Annotated in this window: 13 protein-coding genes; 8 read left to right on the forward strand and 5 right to left on the reverse strand. The window is 49.5% G+C overall.

The features are described from left to right. Nucleotides 1-31 precede the first annotated feature (31 nt). From V2I46_11580 to V2I46_11600, 5 genes are read right to left on the reverse strand one after another with little or no spacing between them, the layout of a single operon-like run. Nucleotides 32-1,366 carry a SpoIID/LytB domain-containing protein gene (locus V2I46_11580; GenBank protein ID MEE4178137.1) on the reverse strand — a complete coding sequence of 445 codons (1,335 nt, stop codon included), beginning with the start codon at nucleotides 1,364-1,366 and terminating at the stop codon, nucleotides 32-34. Continuing rightward, nucleotides 1,354-2,295 carry a GNAT family N-acetyltransferase gene (locus V2I46_11585; protein ID MEE4178138.1) on the reverse strand — a complete coding sequence of 314 codons (942 nt, stop codon included), beginning with the start codon at nucleotides 2,293-2,295 and terminating at the stop codon, nucleotides 1,354-1,356. Before V2I46_11585 ends, V2I46_11580 begins: the two co-directional genes overlap by 13 nt. 13 nt (nucleotides 2,296-2,308) lie before the next feature. Next, the gene (locus tag V2I46_11590) at nucleotides 2,309-3,271 is read right to left on the reverse strand and encodes a DUF4922 domain-containing protein (protein MEE4178139.1); all 963 of its coding nucleotides are present in this window, start codon (nucleotides 3,269-3,271) and stop codon (nucleotides 2,309-2,311) included. 10 nt (nucleotides 3,272-3,281) lie between these two features. Further along, a complete protein-coding gene (locus V2I46_11595) occupies nucleotides 3,282-4,745 on the reverse strand; it encodes a glycosyltransferase family A protein (protein ID MEE4178140.1) in 1,464 nt (487 codons plus the stop codon). Between the two features lie 3 nt (nucleotides 4,746-4,748). Further along, on the reverse strand, nucleotides 4,749-7,841 hold the full coding sequence (locus V2I46_11600) for a xanthan lyase (GenBank protein MEE4178141.1): 3,093 nt from the start codon (nucleotides 7,839-7,841) through the stop codon (nucleotides 4,749-4,751). A 255-nt stretch (nucleotides 7,842-8,096) separates the two neighbouring features. Here V2I46_11600 and V2I46_11605 point away from each other — a divergent pair, with 255 nt between their 5' ends. The 8 genes from V2I46_11605 to V2I46_11640 all read left to right on the forward strand — a co-directional run bounded on the left by V2I46_11605 (nucleotide 8,097) and on the right by V2I46_11640 (nucleotide 20,302). Next, nucleotides 8,097-8,948 carry an ATPase gene (locus tag V2I46_11605; protein MEE4178142.1) on the forward strand — a complete coding sequence of 284 codons (852 nt, stop codon included), beginning with the start codon at nucleotides 8,097-8,099 and terminating at the stop codon, nucleotides 8,946-8,948. 12 nt (nucleotides 8,949-8,960) lie between these two features. Beyond that, the gene (murQ, locus tag V2I46_11610) at nucleotides 8,961-9,806 is read left to right on the forward strand and encodes an N-acetylmuramic acid 6-phosphate etherase (protein MEE4178143.1); all 846 of its coding nucleotides are present in this window, start codon (nucleotides 8,961-8,963) and stop codon (nucleotides 9,804-9,806) included. A 68-nt stretch (nucleotides 9,807-9,874) separates the two neighbouring features. Beyond that, nucleotides 9,875-12,895, forward strand: a complete 3,021-nt coding sequence (locus tag V2I46_11615) for a SusC/RagA family TonB-linked outer membrane protein (GenBank protein ID MEE4178144.1) — start codon at nucleotides 9,875-9,877, stop codon at nucleotides 12,893-12,895. Nucleotides 12,896-12,900: 5 nt separating this feature from the next. After that, a complete protein-coding gene (locus V2I46_11620) occupies nucleotides 12,901-14,382 on the forward strand; it encodes a SusD/RagB family nutrient-binding outer membrane lipoprotein (protein ID MEE4178145.1) in 1,482 nt (493 codons plus the stop codon). Between the two features lie 13 nt (nucleotides 14,383-14,395). Continuing rightward, nucleotides 14,396-15,184: a hypothetical protein gene (locus V2I46_11625; protein ID MEE4178146.1), complete on the forward strand. Its 789-nt coding sequence runs from the start codon at nucleotides 14,396-14,398 to the stop codon at nucleotides 15,182-15,184. Nucleotides 15,185-15,201: 17 nt separating this feature from the next. Further along, on the forward strand, nucleotides 15,202-16,800 hold the full coding sequence (locus tag V2I46_11630) for a PKD domain-containing protein (GenBank protein MEE4178147.1): 1,599 nt from the start codon (nucleotides 15,202-15,204) through the stop codon (nucleotides 16,798-16,800). Nucleotides 16,801-16,867: 67 nt separating this feature from the next. Beyond that, nucleotides 16,868-19,324 carry a family 10 glycosylhydrolase gene (locus V2I46_11635; protein MEE4178148.1) on the forward strand — a complete coding sequence of 819 codons (2,457 nt, stop codon included), beginning with the start codon at nucleotides 16,868-16,870 and terminating at the stop codon, nucleotides 19,322-19,324. A 9-nt stretch (nucleotides 19,325-19,333) separates the two neighbouring features. Beyond that, a complete protein-coding gene (locus V2I46_11640; protein MEE4178149.1) occupies nucleotides 19,334-20,302 on the forward strand; it encodes a hypothetical protein in 969 nt (322 codons plus the stop codon). Nucleotides 20,303-20,304: the final 2 nt, after the last annotated feature.

Genomic DNA, 20,304 nt, shown 5'->3' on the forward strand with positions numbered 1-20,304 from the left:
TGGCTTAAGCGCTTTTTTTGATTGGATAAAGCTAATATAGTTTTTTGAGTTCAGCACCCTTAAAATAATGGGCCAGGATAGTTTGGTAATCATAGCCCCTGGCGCCCATCACAGCGGCGCCGATCTGGCAAAATCCCACCCCGTGGCCCCAGCCGGCCCCTTTCAGGGTAAATGCCTGAGGAATGCCATTGATATTTTCTCCTTTCTCCACCACAAACCCAGAACTGTAAAGATGAGAAGAGGAAAGGGCTTTCCGGATCTCCAGTTCTTTGCCGATGACGAGGGTTCCTTTGGTACCCCGGATCTCAAGCCTGATGATTCTTCCGGAAACGCCGCGTTCGACAGGAATCAAGTCAAGGATTTCACCCACTTCCACATTCACGCGACTGCGGAGCAACTTCTGCAGGTGTTCCTGGCTAAGGGAGGTTTGCCAACGGTAGAAATCAAAGGTCTCCTGATCATAGTCCTTCAGCACCTGTGAAAGGATTTGCTGGTCATGGGTATTGCAAAAAGCCGGAGGCTTACCCAGGATCCATTCGCGGGCAGCGGCTTCACGGGTCAGGTCCATATCAAAGCCTGCCGGGGGTTCAGGATTGTCGACCACACGGTCCAGGTAAGGATGCGCAACGGGCTCCCATACATTCTCAAAACGTTCACTGATGCCTCCACAGCATTTGGAATAACGGGCATCGCAGATTTGGTCTCTAAAGGTCAGCACCTGTCCCCTGGTTAGTGCGATGGCTTCTTCAACGGCCTTGCTGGTGACGTTGGTGATTCCCTGATAGCGCTGGCAATGGTCATCGGCACATACATCGAAGTGCTGGTGGTCTTCGCGGTCGTACCATCGAATGCGCTCACGGGGCCCATCCTGCGAGGAAAGATATGTCTTTTCAGCTTTGACATTTTTGCTTTTCTCCATCTGGGCCAGCAGCCAGCTTCGGGAAACCACAGCATGGGCATTCAGGAGTTCGGGCGAAGAAGTGGCGCTCATCTCCGAAGAAATTACGCTGGTCAGGTAGTCTTCAAGGCCAACGCTGTTGATGGCGGTCAGGTGGCCGGGTTCCCGGATGATCTCCAGACTTCCGCGAAAGCGCTGATCCTGCTTGCGTTCCCAATGGAAGTTGATGCCGATGGTCACGTCGAGGAGATCGAAGCTGGCAATTTCAGGCTCGAGCGGTTCAAAGCTTACCGGCCAGGTGGCTTCCACTTTTTCACCTTCCACAAACAGCAGGGGTTCATCGTCCTGAAGTTTTACAGAAGCTTTCCCCTGGCAAATTTTGCCGGAAGAAACCAGGCTGAACTTCCCGTTAAGTTGAAATTTCACTTCGGGGGCAAACAGGATGCCGACTTTTATTACAGGGTCCATTGATTGGTCTGGTTTTTCAGTACTTTTTCCATTCTCCAGAACACCCGGTCGATACGGGCATTTACATAATGTGCGTAAAAGGCGATGGGCGCCACCCATGGGATGATGGCCCGTGCATGGCCCTGGCGGCGCATATCTTCCAGGCAGCGTTTCAGCAGGATGCTTCCCATGCCTTTACCCTGCAGGTCAGGATGAGTGCCCATAGGCCCGAACCATCCCGTGCCCTTGTTGTTGCCATTGTGGACGGAGAAAGCGCGAAGCTTCTCTCCGGCAAAGGCCACGTGAACCGATGGCGGGTCATCGCGGAAAGCCATTTCTACCTCATGATTCCAGAGCTTCCACTCGGCAGATAACAGCTCAAACAACGGAGCCTTGTCGGCCGGAGCAGCCCTGCGGACGGTAATGCCCAAAGTTTTCAGATGTTCCTCTTCCTTTCGGGTATCAAGGTCAAGGGGCTCCAGGTCAGCAATCATATTCACGGCTTCACCAAAATGCTGAAAGCCCATTTTCCAGGCAAAACAAAGGGCCGGGGTATAGCGGGGATCAATGCCCGGCATGAAATAGTTAAGGGGCACGTCGTAAAAACGAATGATGGCGGCACCTTTCGCCGCCAGTTCTTTTTCAGCCCTTTGATAAAGGGCTGTCCCAATGCCTTTTCTTCGCCAGTCGGGGTGCACCCCCATAAGCTTCACATAGCCAAAGGCCTGTTCACGGATGTCGCGCCTGACGGCAAAGAGCAATCCAAGCATCTGGCCTTCATAAAAGGCGGAAAAGCAAAGCTCAGGGTCTGCCGTTGGATCGCCTTCAAGCTTTTCGTGCAGCAAGGCCGAATGGATGGTGTCGAAGTCCCACCATTCACTAAGGCAGGCCGAGACCATCTCGTAATCCTGTGGCCACCCGGTTTCAATTTTCAGTTTTTCAGTATCCATGGTGCAGGGTTTTTCAAAAGGCATTCCTGAGTTCTTTCCACTGCTCAGGCCCAAGGGTCACTTGAGACAAAATATCCAGGCTATTTTCAAGATCCAGTTTGTCGAAGTCTTCCTGACGGGGAATGATCAGCACGCCCCCCATGTCGACGGCAGCAGGGCTCAGCAAGATCTGCCCGGGCCCTTCGGCAAAGAACTGCCAGGGACGATGCGTCTTGCGCGGGAACAGGAATATCCGCCAGTGGTCGTCGTTCCAGCTGGCCAACACATTCATCATGGGCTCAGGATGGCCGGGGTCGAAACCGGACAGCACCCGGATGGCCCTCGCTGTTTCCGCTTCCAGCCACAGGGAATCATTGCTGGTAAACACCAGGACATGCCTCAGGTAGTTTTCGAAGGTATAGATTTTTGAACCATCTTCTTCGCTAAGCAACACCTTCAGGGGTTTCTCAAAATCGGCTTCGACAGGCATAAAGCCTTTGCTTCCAGCCTGAAAGTGGAAATGATCGGGGGCTGAAGCGCCACAACGCGGACCATTGTAAAACACCACAAAATTGTCGAGCGCACGTGCCAGGTCGAGCATATCGCCAAACCTGCCCCCGAGTTGCTGGGGGATATGGTCCTTGTAAGGGATCGTCAGGTGCCTGGGGAATATGGGGAAGGGGTTCACCAGCACCAGGTAATCGTGGTTGAAGGGAACGGCCTTTTGCTGTGGAGGCAAAAAGGCCGGGCAAAGGAAACACGGCCGTTCACTGATGGATTTGGCATCTACTTTGGCGGAAGTGGAATAGATACGTTCGGGGTTAAACTGCACCCTCAACTCTGCCAGACCAGAGAATGGCAGGTGTTTTGTCACCGCTTTTTGCATGCCCAGGTAATTGGCCCTTGCCAGGTCCCAGTTTTGCAACTGATCCTCAAAAAGTGCCTCCACCAGGCTTTTCAGGTTCAAATCCCTTTCGTCATTCACCAGCATTTCCATCGTTCAGGCTTTATTTTGATTTCAAGGCCATTCGTGCCCGGAGTTCAATGGTGCGAATCCGGTCCTTATAGGTATTGTGTGTGTTCATTTTCACGATATCGAGCGAGGCATCGGTATTATCGTCCCAGCGGCGGCAGAAATACAGCGGCTCATAAATGCGCCCGATCTGGTAATGGCGCGAGATGGCCAGCCCCAGGGCATAGTCTTCGCCATAACTGACATTGGGCACCCTGATCTGCCGCAGCAGGGGGGTGTAAAAGGCGCGCGGGGCACCCAGGCCATTGATGCGCAGGGCATTGTTGCGGCCGTTGTCAGGCGTCCATTCGCGGTGGTCAATAATTCCCGGCGGGATTTCCTGCAGGTCGAAATTTACCATCTGGTAGCTGCCCACCACCATGGCACAGTTTTGTTCATAAAAGGCATCCACGATCCTTTTCACCACGCTGTCATTCAAATAAAGGTCGTCGCTGTCGAGCTGGATGGCGAATTTACCGCATTGGGAATGGAAGGCCCCTTCGTTCCAGCAGCCGCCAATGCCCAAATCAATTCTTTCAGGGATCAAGTGAATCAGGCGATCATCTTCTGCAGCAAGTTTTTTCAGTAACTCGGTGGTCCCATCCGTGGAATGGTTATCGATTACAATCAGGTTAAAAGGGAAGCTCGTTTTTTGAATGAACACCGAGCGGACGGCATCTTCAATGGTTTTCACCCTGTTCCTTACGGGGATGATCACAGAGGCTTCCACCGGGAATGACGCTTCATTAAAGCTGACGGGCTTGAAAACAGGCTTCAGGTATCCGCCTATGGCCTTGAGGTGACTGGTGCAGGCTTTTTCCATTTCGATCTGCACCTCGCGGTTTCGGGGATCCACATAATCAAACATTTTCTCGCCTGAGCGGCGGGTGTCTGTCTCCGCTTCGGTGTAAAGAAATTCTGGGATGCGGAAAAGCAGGTGTTTTTGAGAAAGCCGGAGCCTCAAATCGTAAAGCCCGGCAAACGCAAAGTTGTTTTTCATTCCGGAAACGGCTTCCCTTAAGGCTTCCGTGTTGAATAGCAAGAGCGAGCCAAAGTTAAAGTCGTCGCGCAGGCTGCCTTGTTGATAATCTATCACGGGCAGGGGCGACAATTTTCCTTCTTTCACCTGGTAATGGTCGGAAAAAATCATTCCGGCCCTCGTATCAGTGGCCACCTGCAGCATCCGCTCGAGGGCAAAAGCCCCCAGACGCAAGGGAAGGGTTTTGGTGTATACCAGGGTAAAGGGGGTCTGGCTCAGGCCGGCTATTGCTTTGATGCCGCGGGTTGATTGCAGGGAAGGCACTTCTACAAAGATAGCCCCAGCGGGAAGGTCTTCCGAGGGTTCAGCGCCAAGCACCATTACTGTCTCAACCAAGGGTTGCGACATAAGTTCTTCAAGGGTTCTTTTCAGGTCGGCTAAATCACCTGCAGGCACAAAACAAGTTATTTTCTTTTCCATGGTCTATTGTTTATTTTCAAAATAATCAAGAATACTTTTCATCAGGGCATCCCTCTGATGCGCCCCGGGGATGCTTTCAAAAGGAAAACCCATCATTACCGCCTTGTAATCCAGATGAAGGATCACGGCAGCGCTGGTTTGGTTGGTACCATAACGATACAGGGTTTTTGCCTCAGGTCTGATGGCTTCAATGGCATCGGGGCTTTCCACAATATACGTTTCAGGATTTTGTCCCGCATTAAATTCAAGGCTGTATGGAAATTTTTTAAGATATTCATCCGTAACAACGATTTCCGGGGCATTGGCAGCATGGCTGGTTCGCCAGGAGAATCCCAGGATCTCACTTGCAAAGTGGATGGCCAGGCTGTCCTTGTGGGTGACGGCATCGGTTCCCAGATGTGCGCCGGAAGCTGCGATGTGGCCGCCTTTGGCTGTAAAACCACTGAGCCAGCGCATCAGGCCGGGCGTAAAAATCCTGAATTCAATCCCTGAATGCTCGTCGAGGGACGGCACCCCCAGCTGCTCCCCAAAAATAAGATCTGCCGCCCAATAATCCGCTGAATTGACAAGGTTTTCTTCCATGGCTTTTCGGGAAACTGACACAAACGAATAACCAGCATTGCGGATGGCTGTTCCGTGAATGGCAGGAAAGTCAAATGAATTTCCCTTTAAGACCAAGCCTTCCATGTCGGCATGGCTGGCGCCCCAACCCGGACTGTCATCGTGAAGCCAGGGTGAATCACGATCAAAATCGAACTGATGACCCGTATAAGAAGCATTGTAATGGAATGGAACCCCCTGATCCTCCCACCAGGAAAGCCCTGCCATTGATGGATTATCAAAAATTGCAGGTGCGCTGATGCGATCGAAGCCATTGACTACCAGCACGGTTTTTGGTTGATCTTTCACCAAGGCCACTGACAGAACTTCCGAAGGGAAGCTTTCTCCCCCATCATTGACGGCAGTTACAAAAAATGAATACAGGGTATCCCAATGGGGAAGTTCCATTTCAAAAACAGCTTCGGAAACCAATGTCCCGGTATCGAAGCCTTTTCCTTCTGCCCTGCTATAAACTATGAAGCTGTTAGGCGTCGCAGAAGGCTCAAGTGGGTCGACGGCAGGCTGCCAGCGCAAGCTGATCCTTTTATCCCCGAGGCGTTCCAGCATCATTCCCTGCACGGGCAAGGGCTGAACAACAGGTTCACGCCCTTCGTTAGCGGCCACAAAGCGCAGGATGCCCTTGTACATGGCCCGGCTCACATGAAACTGGAAACAGGGGTCCAAGCCATAACGCATGTCGGCCAGGTTTTGGTGTGACAACAGTTCGAGCAATAAGGCCGGAACCTGGGGGCGCCAGGCTTCGCTGTATTGCCGGTCCCAAAGCGCGCGGCGGGTCCAGCTATCCTTAAAAAGAGCACGCATATCATACACCACCTGATCCTGAACGAGATCGGCCAGATCGCGACTGCCCATCCGTGACACCCCATCGCTAAAGAGGCCTTCATCGCGCTCGCTGCTGTAAATGGCCAGGGTGCCGATCACCGAGTCGCCCGGAGTAATGCCGGCGTCGGTATGCAATGCCAATGACAAGTCAACGGGAATATTTAATCCAATGGGACCTGGGTCACTTTCCCCTTCAGGATACCTTCCCGTAAGGTAGTTAACCCATTCGCCCCGCGACATATAATCGTCGTTGTAATCATTTTGACCGGCATTCATACTGAATACCAGGCTATCGGGCATCCCTGCATATTGCAAATAGTAACGGGCGCCCTCTTGGTAGCGGGGTCGCTTGCTGGTTTTCCACAAAAAATCAGGTTCATGCAGTTGCTCTGCTGAAAGGGTGGAGGTTCCTCTATCTTCGACAGATCTCCCCCGCTCAGGTGCATCTGCAATTGCCCTCCGGGCCACGTTTCCCATTCCCCCGCCAAACCGGAGGGCATCGGCGGTCACCTGCAGGTTTTCATCCCCAAAGATCTGAAAACTGCCTTGTTCAGCATTCTTGCCTTTTTTAAAGAAATAGTTGCCGAGATAGATCCAGGTGCCTCCACCCATGGTCTGATTCAGCAGGAAGGAAACGCTACCGCCGGAATAATGCAGGACCCCTTCGGCTGCTGTGGTATTCAGGGAATCCTGATGCCAGGAGAAATAAACGCCATAAAAGCCATTTTCGGGGAAATCAGGGATGTAAAGAAGCCGTGCCTCCTTTCCGGCACCAGGAGCTATGGACAGATGCGAGCCCAGAGTAAACGGGTTTTCCCCATCAAACAGCGTATCCTTTGAAGCAAATCCCAGGGGTACAACTTTCCAGTCAAACCCCTCAGAATTCGTGAGGATCAGCTCTGAGTCAAGGATTGAGCCATCAAAGTCAACGATGACCTCGTTAGTCTGCAGGTCGCGTTCGCGGGGCAGCAGGACTACCGCCCCTGCATTCTCGAGCATTGGAGCTATATATTGTTGAACCCAGCCCATGGGAAGGAGATCCTCGACCGTGCCAAAAAGTCTGGCGCGTTGCCATTGCCAGCGGTTTCTGGTCATATCAAAATAATATCCATGGCTTGGCCAAAGAGCCACGTGATTACCCTTAAGGCCAGCATTGAAATCCCCGGGGGATAAACGGCTGACCAGCGGTGCCTTTGGGTGTTGCTGCCGGATCCTCGCAGGATCCTTTTCAAAATAAGGTTCGCGCAGGGCATTGGGGATAAATTCAAACAGCGGCTTACCACGGCTAAACATCTGAAGGTCATACTTTCGGAATCTGCGCCCCAGGTGGTTCATGACCTCTGACTCCAATTGCAACAAAAAGGGGTAGCGAATGGGCAAGTGGGTCAGATTCGCATTAAAAAATAACTTAAGGGCTCCCTCCCGTGGATCTACCTGGAGGCTATCGATGCCTATGGATCCCAAATGCTTCCAGGGGTAAAAAAAATCTAAAAAGTTTTCAAGTCTTTGTTCAGCACGCTTCTCCATTCTTTTTACAGCCCCGGCAGAAAGCCCTGCCTGCCGGTCCTGTGCATTGGCTTCCGAATAAAACAGCAGCAGGATCAGGGTTATGGTGCTATGAATTGCTAAAATAGGACTTGCGGTTTTGACCATAAATGAGTAAATTGCTAAAATGATTTAATGATCAAAAGTATTAACTCTTTTCATAGGAAGCAAAAACAGGGTTTGGTTTCTAAAATTTTTTATTAATCTTGTAGTTTTCTTTTTACATTTGCAAAAAAGCAATATTTAATAATCGCATTCATCGGGGTTGGGGGTGTTTTTAAGGGTTTCAAAATTTTTAAAGGGGTGATTGGAAGGGGGACCCGTTTTTCATAGCCCGGCTTCCGGAATTCAGGGAGAAAAGGCATGATTTTAATCGCCGACAGTGGTTCAACCAAAACCAATTGGCATTTATCGGGCAAGGGCCAAAAAGGCAGCGCATCTTGCCAGACTGCAGGTATTAATCCCTATTACCAGACAAAAGAAGAAATCGTGAAAACCCTATCTGAAGCATCTTTGCTTCGTCGTGAGGGGATTCGGCATATTTTCTTTTATGGTGCCGGTTGCGCCAATCCTGAAAAGAATGCGGTGCTTGAAGGGGCCCTGCGTGCATATTTTCATGTTGAAGCCATAGATGTTGCCAGCGACCTCCTGGCTGCTGCCCGCTCCCTATGTGGTCACTCGGAAGGCGTGGCAGCCATCCTGGGCACAGGTTCCAACTCGTGTTATTACGATGGCCAGGGGATCCGGCAGCATGTTCCACCCCTGGGTTATATTCTTGGCGACGAAGGCAGCGGGGCAGTCCTGGGACGAAAGCTGGCAGCAGATCTGCTGAAAAACCAGATGCCTGAATACCTGCAGGCTCGCTTCCTGGAAATGTTCGGCCAGTCGGCCATCGACATTATGGAACAAGTGTACCGCAAACCTTTCCCAAACCGCTACCTTGCTTCGTTCACTCCCTTCCTGTCAAGGTACATCAAGGAAGAACCCGTTTATTTGCTGGTAAAGCATTCGTTCATTGCGTTTTTCCGGCGAAATATTCAACAGTATCCTCGGGCCAGGGACCTACCTGTTCATTTTACAGGAAGCATTGCCTGGCATTTTTCCGATTTACTGAAGGAGGCAGCCACCGAATGCGGCTTTACTCTTGGTGATATTATTCAGGATCCCATGCAGGGACTTATTGAATTTCACCGTAATTTTAAAAGGAACAAGTAACCTATCGTTTTTATGGCTGAAATTGAGGAAAGTGGTAAGTTTCAGTTAAGCATCACCGAGTCGCCATCCCAGTTTGAGAACCTGGAAAAGATGACGGTGAAGAGACTGGTATCCTCAATAAACAAGGAGGATGCCAAGGTTCATGTGGCTGTCAAAAAGGTTTTGCCACAGATAGAGGCGCTGATCATTCAAATCATTGACCGGATGCGTCTGGGGGGACGTATTTTTTATCTTGGTGCCGGAACCAGTGGTCGCCTGGGCGTGCTGGATGCCTCGGAGCTTCCGCCGACTTTTGGCGCACCCGAGGGATTGGTAATCGGCTTAATCGCCGGCGGAGACAAGGCCCTGCGCAAAGCGGTGGAGGCAGCTGAAGACGACCCTGACAAAGCCTGGGAAGAACTACAGGAGCGGAACATTAACGCCTTGGATACCGTCATTGGCATTGCTGCTTCAGGTTCCACACCCTATGTGATTGGAGGCTTGCACAAAGCCCGGGAAAACGGGATACTCACCGGATGCATAACCTGCAACCCGAACTCGTTGGTTGCCAAAGAGGCCGAGTATCCGATAGAAGCCATTGTTGGCCCCGAAATCGTAACTGGAAGCACCCGCCTGAAAGCCGGCACAGCGCAGAAAATGATTCTCAACATGATCACCACGACCATCATGATCAAACTGGGACGGGTGAAAGGAAACAAAATGGTGAATATGCAGCTTACCAATCAGAAGTTGGTACAGCGCGGGACCCGAATGCTAATGGAAGAGCTGGGGCTTGAAACCGAAGAAGCCAAAGCCCTGTTGCTTAAACATGGCTCGGTGAAAGACGCACTCGACGCAAACAAAAAGAAAAAACAGTAATATTGTTTTGATGAATTTCAAAATTATACCCAGTCCATGCAAACCAAAAAACAACAAATCCTTGAATTATGAAGAAAACGCTTGTTTTACTGGGCCTTTTGGTCTTCATGACCTTCAATGTGCTTGGCCAGGCGAGGCAGATCACCGGTACAGTTACCGATGCTTCTGATGGCACAACGCTCATTGGGGTAACGGTTTTGATCAAAGGCACTACCGTGGGAGCCACCACGGATCTCAATGGCAGGTACCAGATCAACGCCTCGCCCACTGATGTGCTGATTTTCCGTTTTGTAGGAATGGAAACCGTTGAAGAACCGGTTGGCGACCGAAACGTTATCAATGTAGTCCTGTCGACAGCAGCCACTACCCTGCAACAAGTAGTGGTCACCGCCCTTGGAATCGAACGCGAGGTACGCACCCTGACCTATAACGTGCAGAATGTTGACTCGGATGACATCATGTCGTCCCGGCAGGAGAACCTTGTCAACGCACTTCAGGGCCGGGTTTCCGGGGTTCAGATCACCTCCACAGGGGGTGCTCCGGGGGCTTCTTCCGAGATTATTCTGCGCGGGGCCACCTCCGTGGACGGCGACAACCAGCCCTTATTTGTGATTGACGGGATTCCCATTTCCAATGCCTCGGTCAGAGGCACAACCAACCGTGCCGCCGACATTAACCCCAATGACATTGAGTCAATGTCGATCCTTAAAGGTGCGGCAGCCGCTGCGTTGTACGGGATTGATGCCGCCAATGGAGCCATTATCATCACCACCAAGCGGGGCAAGGAGGGTGCTGTTTCGGTAGGCTTATCCACCTCCACAACCCTTTCGCAGGTCGGTCGCCTTCACGACGTGCAAAACACTTATTCTACCGGTGCTGCAGGCCTGTTCAACCCCCGAACCTTTTCACACTGGGGGCCGCCATTGCTTCGCAGCGACAATGCCTATGACAATCTAGGAAACTTTTTCGAGACCGGTATGGCTAATAAGATCGATGCCAACGTTAGTGGGGGTACCTCAAGCATGACCTATTACATGGCGGTTTCAAGTCTGGGGGATGACGGTATGGTACCCAACACCTTTTACGGTAGAAACTCGGCCATGCTTACGGGAACCATTAAGGTTTCGCCCAAGATCTCTCTGACGACCTCTTCCAACATCATGAAAACAAACAACCAAACCGGGATCTTCAGTGCCAGTGGTGGCTGGCTCATGAATGTGTACCGGTGGCCACGCTGGGATAACATGGTGGATTATCTGAACCCTGATGGCAGTGAACGCAATGTATGGATCCCCTTGAGCGGCAACCTGGCGGAAGCCCCAGACAATCCCATGTGGAGCGCATATCACCAGGTACGCGACGATAATGTGAGTCGTAACATCAATTCTTTTAATCTGACTTATCAGCCCCTTGACTGGCTTACTTTAAACTATACCGCTGGGCGGGACTATTTTCAACAGCATTACAAAGCTGTGAGAGAACCTGGTTCTGCAGGATCGGCAGCTTACGAGGGTGCCATCAGCGAATTTAACCGGGAGAGCGAAAAAATCACCTCAACCCTGGTTGTGACCGCCGATTATGATTTTACAGAAAAATTTCGGGTGACTGCTCTTGCAGGACACAACCTGCAATCTGATTTTGGCCGCAACACTTTCGTAGAAGGAGAACGTTTCCGGAATCCCACGCTGCACTCTATCAACAACTTACGGGAAGTGCGCAATAGCCAGTCGACAGCCAATCGCAGGATCATTGGCGTTTTTGGAGACCTAACCATCGATTACGGCCGCTTCATCGTATTGGGGGTTACCGGAAGGAATGACTGGTCTTCCACGCTGCCCCTTGCCAATCGTTCTTTCTTTTATCCTTCTTACAGTGCGGCTTTTATCTTTAGCGAATTGCTTGACGGACAGATGGCCAAGATTTTCTCCTTTGCCAAGATCAGAGCCAGCTATGCACAGGTGGGTAAGGATGCACCGCCGCACCGTTTGACCCAAACCCTTGAACAGTTTTATGGCATTGGAAGTGGCTGGAAAAATGGCGCATTTGCAGGAAACCCTATCCTAAAACCTGAGATTACCAGGGAATTTGAACTGGGTACCGACCTCCGATTATTGAATGGTTTGTTTACCATTGACTTCACCTATTATGAACGGGTATCGAACGACCAGATCATTCAACCCAGGGTAACCCCTGTGACCGGGGCTATTCTGCAAACCGTCAATTCAGGCTCAGTTGAAAACAAGGGAATTGAGCTATTGGTAGGCACGCGAATTCTCAGAACGGAAGATTTAAACTGGGAGCTTACCCTGAATGGTTTTGGGAACCGCTCAAAACTCACTAAATTGTTCGGTGACCTGGTTGAGTTCCCTGTTACCTACGGACAGGTTTCTTCACAGGCTATCGCCAGTTCCTGGTTGGGTGAAGCGCTGTTTGGCATTGTTGGCACCGATTACAAACGGAATGAAGCCGGACAGGTGATCGTGGATGAAGATGGTTACCCACTCATCGATTCACAGAAAAGATATATTGGAAACCGTGAACCCAAGCTTTATTATGGCTTCACGAATGATTTTCGTTACAAGAATCTTGAATTTTCTTTTCTGATCGATGGGGCTTACGGTGCACAGTTACTCAATGCTACCAGCCAGTTCCTGATATCCAGCGGAAATCATGCAATGATGGAAGAATACCGTAACCAGGAATTTGTATTCGACGGAGTTGTGGAGATGCCAGATGGCTCGTACGCTGCGAATACCCAACCCATTGTCCTAAACCAAACCTTCTTCAACAATTATTACATTCTTGCCGGGACCAATTTCGTGGAGGAGGTCGCCTGGGTGCGCCTTCGCAACATAAACCTTGCATACTACTTGCCGCAAAAATTGCTTTCACGTATACGCATACAGGAGGCCAATCTAAGTGTAAACTTCCAAAACCTCTGGTTGCTGACCAATTATTCTGGCGGTGACCCCGAAGTAAATAACGCAGGCCCCGGTGGAGGAGCCAGTGGTGCTGGCACCATGGGGGTTGATTATTTCCAGGTGCCTCTCCGCAAAGCTGTTACCCTTGGTTTAAACCTTAAATTCTAACCACCATGAAGAAATATATAATCCTCTTTTTAAGCGCTTTTATCTTCTGGGGGTGTGAAGACTACCTGGATGTAAATACTTCGCTCGACAGCGATGAAACCACAACACCCAACTACATGCTCCCTGCTGTCCTCGGCAATATGGCATACGCCCACTACGCACACGGGGAAACAACAGCCTATATCACCCAGTATGTTACCACCGAATACGGGACCCATGCTGTGAAAGACCGCTGGGATTACCGGGGTGTACTGAGGGTAAACGCCTGGCGAAGACACTATTTTGATGTTGCCGGGAATGCCAATAAAATGATTCTTTTCGCTGAGGAAGAAGGTTCGAACAACTATGAAGGTGTTGGAAAGATCATGATGGCGTTCTCTTTTCTGACGGCCACCGATCTTTTTGGTGACATGCCTGTTTTGGATGCTTTTTCAGGAAACTATAACCCAAGATACAATGCCCAGGACACCGTTTACATGGAGGTGGCAAGATGGCTGGCCGAAGGCCTCGAGGACCTGAATCAGGCAACAATAGAAAACAGGACCATGACCAGCACGGAAGACCACATTTATGGAGGCAACCTGACAAACTGGAAGGCTTTTGCCCATGCCATTCGGGCCCGTATGCTGCTGCATACCGCAAACTTCCAGGGTGGTTACCAGGCCGTACTCGACGCCGTTGATCAAGCCAAGGCAGGATGGAGTGAACCATTGTATGCCTTCCCTGACGAACCCGCCAACGACTGGGAGATCAACTTGTGGGGACCCTCAAGGGCTAACCCGCAATGGGACTTTGCCGACATCAGGAACATGCTCACCAACTCTGTTCATACCGACTTTTTTATGAATGCTATGAATTTGTCGGGTGAGATTGACCCTCGCTTATACGAACTGACCACGCCGGGGGATAACGGAAATTATTTGTCCATTCCTGCAAGTGCAGGCATTGGGGCCCTGGATATGGATGACTTTGCCGTTCTTTACGATGGTTACTGGACCCGGGATAACTCACCCCTGATCTTTATTACCGATGAAGAACTATATTTCATTGAATCAGAAGCCGCCTTTTATCTGAATGATAAAGGCCGTGCCTGGCAGGCCTACCTCGATGGCATTCAAAGGAACTTTAACCGCTTAGGCATTCCGGATGCTTATGATGCTTACCGCAATTCACCAGCTGTTGCCCAGAGTGCCAATGAGCTGGAGATTTCCGACATCATGATGCAAAAGTATATTGCCTTGTATTTTCAGCCCGAAATATGGGTGGATATGCGCCGGTACAAATACTCAAACCAAGCCTATCCCCAATTACAGTATCCTGAAAACGCCCTTGAACTTTACAATGGGGCATGGATACAACGCTTGCCTTATGACCCTCAGACCGAATACATATACAATCCCAATGAGATTGAACGTCTCGGTGCCAGGGAAGACCTTTGGGTGGTTACTCCTTTTTGGTGGGCCGTAAATTCAACATTGTCGAACTAACAAACGCTTTACAATGAAGACGTTAAGAAATATCATTTTAATTTTCGTGCTTGGAATGGGTTTGATAGCCTGCGAAAAGAATGATCCTATCGCCGATCAGGGCTCGCTTACGGGTAATATGACCCCTTTTAATTTGCTGGCGCAGATGCCCGATGCCAAAGTGAACGACACCCTGGTGCTGCGCACTGTTTGCTGGTCCATCAATGACGATATTGAAGAAGTATCCTTTTTCTACCAGGGTTATAAATTGAAAAACTATTCCATAACGATGGGAATGGTTGTCAACGATGAACCAGTGGAACTTTCAGCAGAACACAAACCGGATACCATTTTTATTGAGAATACCCTGATAAAAAGTTATCCGGAAGAAGGCACTTCCCTCAATGCATTTTACCAAACCATTGAAAATGCTTATGTCATTGAGCATCCCTTTATAGTGCCTGGTGATTTTACGCTTTATAACCTGGAAGACTCGGAGGTGGTAGATGAGATGTCGCAGGAAACCTTCGATATTCTTGTTGCCGAACTCAGTTTGCAAATGAACCGCGCCATTGTGCTGATGCTTTTCCCTTCTGCCCCGGCAAGTTGCTTTGAGTTTGACCAGCAAGGCTTCTATACTGGCAACCTGACCGAAGCGGGATTTACCTTCGTTCAGGAAAACATGACCCGGGAGTTGCTGATCGAATATCTGTCAGAAGCAAGTTTGGAAGATACTACCAGAGGGACCATCGAATCGGTTGCCACTGTAGCAGAAACCAATGCGAGTGCCACATCAGCGCGCAATTTTAAGATCCTTAAGTAATTAAAAAAAATGCAAATATGAACCCGAAAAATTTTGTAAAAATCTTCCTTGCCCTTGGATCCCTGGCCTTGTTTATAGTGGCCTGCGACAAGGAAGAGGAAAAAGTATGGGGAGAGGTAACAACCTATTTCACCATTCAGGACGCTGACAACCTGTTTGCACCTGCCACTGTGCAGTTTATCAATGGCTCAAAGAATGCGGAAGCCTTTCATTGGACCTTTCCGGGTGGACGCATTGTGTCGAACGGAGAGGTGACTGAAGACAGCACTTCAACGGCTATTCAGCCCGAAGGTGTTTATTACGCATGGCCAGGGGAATATTCAGCTACCCTGAAAATTACTGCTGATGGGGAGGAAACCACCCATACCAAGCAGTTCGCTGTCGTCAAACCCCAGCCAAATATCCTGTATGAACCCACCGGTATTGTCTATGACGATATAGTGACATTCTGGGTTGAGTATTTTCAATATCCTCAGTTGATGGATCAGGTGACCTATGCCTGGGACTTCGGCAACGGGGAAACCTCAACGGAAGCCATGCCGCAAACCAGTTTTAACCCTCCTGGAGATTATACTGTTACCTTGGAATTGTTTGATGGCATGGAAACCCTGACCGCCAGCAAGACCATCAATGTACAGGCCGAGATTGCCAAGACCCTTTATGTAACCAACGCTATTGACCAGCGACTTTACAAAAAAATGCTGTATACCGGGGCCGTGGCTCCCGAAGAAGAACTCCCTGTCGATGTGGGTCTGCATCCCCTGTCGGTAAGCATCTTCCAGGAACGGATCATCGTTTCTGTTGCTGGCGATAATATTCGCTTTTCAGCCGCCGGGACTCCACCCGACGGTTACATCTTCACCACTAATCTGCAGGGTGGAAACCGTTATACCATAACATCACCCAGTTTGCTGGAGCAGACCTATATTGACGATCCATTCGTTTCGACTGTGGATGAAAATGGCTTTGTTTACTGGCTTGATCGTTTCCAGGGCGTTCGGCGCATTCATTATTCAGAGACCAACGGTGAATACCCCAGCCCCTATGTCTGGGCTGTTGCTGCTGAAATGGCCGAGATTCTTGGTGTTTCAAGTACTTATGGATGGACCGATGGTACAGTACGTATCGAAAATAACGAGATCTGGTACAGCAAGCATGGAACAGGCCAGGGCCTGTACCGCTTTACCCTCCTTGGAGCGTTTATCGCCAAAATCGACAACCTTTACCCCCTTAAGATCAGGACCTTCGAAGTGGACAATGAAAACCAGAAAATATACTTCGCTGTCAACAACGCCAGCGGTGGTTACGATCCTGGCTTGTATGTCTGCGAGATTGATGGCTCAAACATTCAATTGATTGATGACCTTGAAGGCTTTTCCATGCAAGGGGGAGAGGCGGAAAGGACCTATGTCACAAGTATTGTCGTTGACAGCGAGGGCGGATATATCTACTATCCATTCCGTCACCAAGACGATGTGAATACTGCCGGAGAAATTGTCGGCGATGGATCTCTGTCAGGCGTTAAGCGTTATAAAATGGACGGTAGCGAAGAACCCGAATTTTATGTCACTGGCCTGATTCCCTATGGCATTGGCATTGACCATGTAAAAAGATAAATTGCACCAAATCGGGAGATGTCCGTTTCTTAACGGACACTCCCGGTTTATTAACCAAAAACAACTTATGAAGAAATTTCTACCTCTGTTTTTCATCTTTTCCTTCTCCATTTTCTTATCCACGGCGCAGCCTGGTCGCGAAATGCGCGGAACTTGGTTTACAACTGCCTGGCGCATCGACTGGCCTCCTTTGGGAACAGCACAAACCCAGCAAAGCAAAATGGTTTCTATGTTTAACCAGTTGGAACAAGCCAATATTAACGCTGTGTTTTTGCAGGTCAGGCCTTTTGCCGATGCCTTTTACAATTCTGCTTACGAACCCTGGTCCCATATGCTTGGGTCCTCGCCAGCAGACCGGGGAGTTGATCCGGGGTATGATCCTTTGGCATTCGCCATTAAGGAGGCCCATAAAAGGGGGATGGAACTTCATGTGTGGCTGAACCCTTATCGTTTTGAAAGTACAGCCGGAGAATTTGCCGGACGGCCTGGTGACTATTCTCAAACCCACCCCCATCTAATCATCAATTATAACAACAGAACTTATTTCGACCCGGGTCATCCGGAAACAACCCAACTGATCAAAAACATTATTGCCGATATTATCAGCAAGTATAATATTGACGGGGTTATTTTCGACGATTATTTTTACCCGTCCAACATGCCCACCAGTTACGACCAGACTACCTTCGATGAATTTGGCGATGAGGAATTTATCAGGCATTATTATGATGGGCCATTATTTCAAACCCTTACCCGCGGTGATTTCCGGAGAGCCTCTGTCAACAATATGATCCGTGAGGTTCACGACACCATCAAGGCAATGAATTCCAACCTTGTATTTGGCGTGAGCCCCGCAGGAATTTATACCACCAATGCATTGGTGGCCCAGTTTTACGAAACCACCCTCCCGGAGGGCATTACCGGTAACAACAACTGGGCTACCATCAATTGCGACCCCCTTGCCTGGCTAAAAGAAGGCTCCATTGATTATATCTCACCCCAGCTTTACTGGCAAATAGGCGGCAGCCAGGATTTTGTAACTCTGACCGAATGGTGGGGTTGGCAGTCTCAGCGCTATGGCAGGCATCATTATCCAAGCCTTGGCGCATACAGAATATATCCTGCAAAATTCGAAGATACTTATTCGGATTCTAAAGGTATCCATGAATTTGGCATTGGGCCAAACAACGGGAAACTTAACCCCGACAAGAACGACTGGCCAGTGACTGAAATCGGGAATCAAATCATTGCCCATCGCGAAAGCAATTTTAATGATGGGCTCGGACTTCTTTTCTATAACACGAACAGCCTGCTGAAGCCTGACAAAGACTTGGCTGGTTACCTGGCCGATGATTTATTTTCCCAAAAAACAGTCTTTCCCTTCCTGGCTTGGGTTGACAGTCCTGAGCCTGAAATACCAGGCCTACTCAATATTGGCTCCCTTGCCGAAGATCCGGATGTCGCAATCCTAAACATTGATTCTGAAGCCGAACGATTTATTATTTACGGATGGAATGAATTGCCCCCTACCACCAAGGAAAACGGTGCTGATTTTGTCCAGGTGGCATTTAAAAATACTTTCAGCACCATTCTACACAGGAACTATCCTTATTTTGCGGTAGCTGAATTTACAGGTAACCGCAGCATTGGGCCGCAATCAGATTATGTTGAGTACTACCCCTTTAATGCTCCTTCCATCTCCTTGTTTAACGGGGCTACTGCTTGCCAGGACGATGAAATATTCTGGCCTGAAATGCCAGGAATTGGTGAATATCAGTTATTACTCTTTTCCAATCCATTCGATGAAGTCGTGGTGTTCCAGAGCCCGGTCTTCCCGGAAAATTACTTTCCCATCAACCGCAACGTTTTTGAGGGCCAACAATCATACTATTACCGGATCATGGCAAAGGATGGAGACGTAAGCTCCTATTCAGAAGCTGATTTTTTCCTTACAGGCTATCCCTCAACCCCTTCGGTAAATTCCCCGGAAAATGAAGAAGAGAATGTTGCTTTCTCGGCAGTGGCGCAGTGGAGCTATCTACCCGAAGCCGATAGCTATGACCTGCAGGTAGCTCTTGATCCGTCCTTTTCTCAAGAATCACTGGTAATAAGCGAAACCGGAATCACTCAAAATATTACAAATATTACTCTCAGTGATGGTAATACCGATCATTATTTAAGGATTGCAGGAGTAAACGAATGCGGCACCGGCATGTGGTCTCCCGTGGTTAGGTTTACCACCACTTCAGGGGTTTATGTTGAAAATCCGTCACATCAGATTTTGGGGAATTACCCGAATCCCTCAAGCGACTTTACATTTCTGCCTTATCCCAAATCGCCGGGACAGCGCACGATTTCGTTATACAATATGAGTGGTCAGCGGGTCCTGATGCTGGAACGCAATGACGGCAATAATCTCGACGAAATTAATATCAGCGGTGTGTTGCCAGGTTTTTACACTGGTGTGGTCACCACGGCCAGCAATGCCCGGTTTACTTTCAAGTTGATCAAAATCAACCAATAATATATTGTCATGAAAAAAATAATCAGAAACCTAATTGCTTTGGCAGTCATCTTTTTGTTCTGCTGCCAAAATCTGGCTGCACAGCCTGCTCCTGATGGGTTGCCAAGCCAGCTTATCCCTTCTGAATCAGGGCCCTGGCTCCATCCGGTTTGGTCACCCGATGGGCAAAGTCTGGCCTTTACATCAGGGAAGTACCTTGGTGTTTGGGTCGCTAGTGCCGACGGATCCAATGTTAGACAAATTTCTGATGCCGATGGGGCAGGATTTGGCTTCTCGTGGTCAGCAGACTCCAGAACCATTTTAATGCGCCCTTCAGAATTCAGGGAATTACGCAGATTTCAGTCCGTTGAATTGATTAACGTTGAGACAGGTGAGGTTAAGGTGCTGGTTGAGCCCTCGCGAGGCATAAAAAGTCTCCCGCAATGGGCCCACCGCGACCGGCATGTTGCCGTGATCCTAAATTCCGAGCTACAATTGCTTGAAAGCGGGAAAGCTCCGCTGGGCCATCCGGTAGAAGGCCCGGAAAACCCGGTTGTATACCCGGTAGATGGGAAAATACTCCGCTCCATTGCGGGTAAAAATGAACCGGTAGTCCTCGCTGATTTTGGAGAAAAAACCATTCTTAACATTCGTTTTTCGAACGATGGAAACCGTTTGGCATTTCAGGTGGCCACCCAAGGGTTGTACGTCATGAATTTGGACGGCAGCGGCCTGAAACATTTGGGAAGTGGCGAACGCCCCAGCTGGGCACCAGGTGGCAAATACCTGGTGGTAATGAAAACAACCGACGATGGACACATGGTCACTTCAGGTGATTTGTATGCCATTGATATTGAAAGCGGGGCAGAATACAACCTGACACCCCATACTGAAATTATGGCCTTAAGCCCGTCCGTGTCACCCGATGGGAAGCGCATTGCATTCGAAAACCCAGAGGATGGAGGCATTTATGTCCTTGAACTGAATCCAGGATTTTAAAC

This window comes from Bacteroides sp. (assembly GCA_036351255.1).
Taxonomy (GTDB): domain Bacteria; phylum Bacteroidota; class Bacteroidia; order Bacteroidales; family UBA7960; genus UBA7960.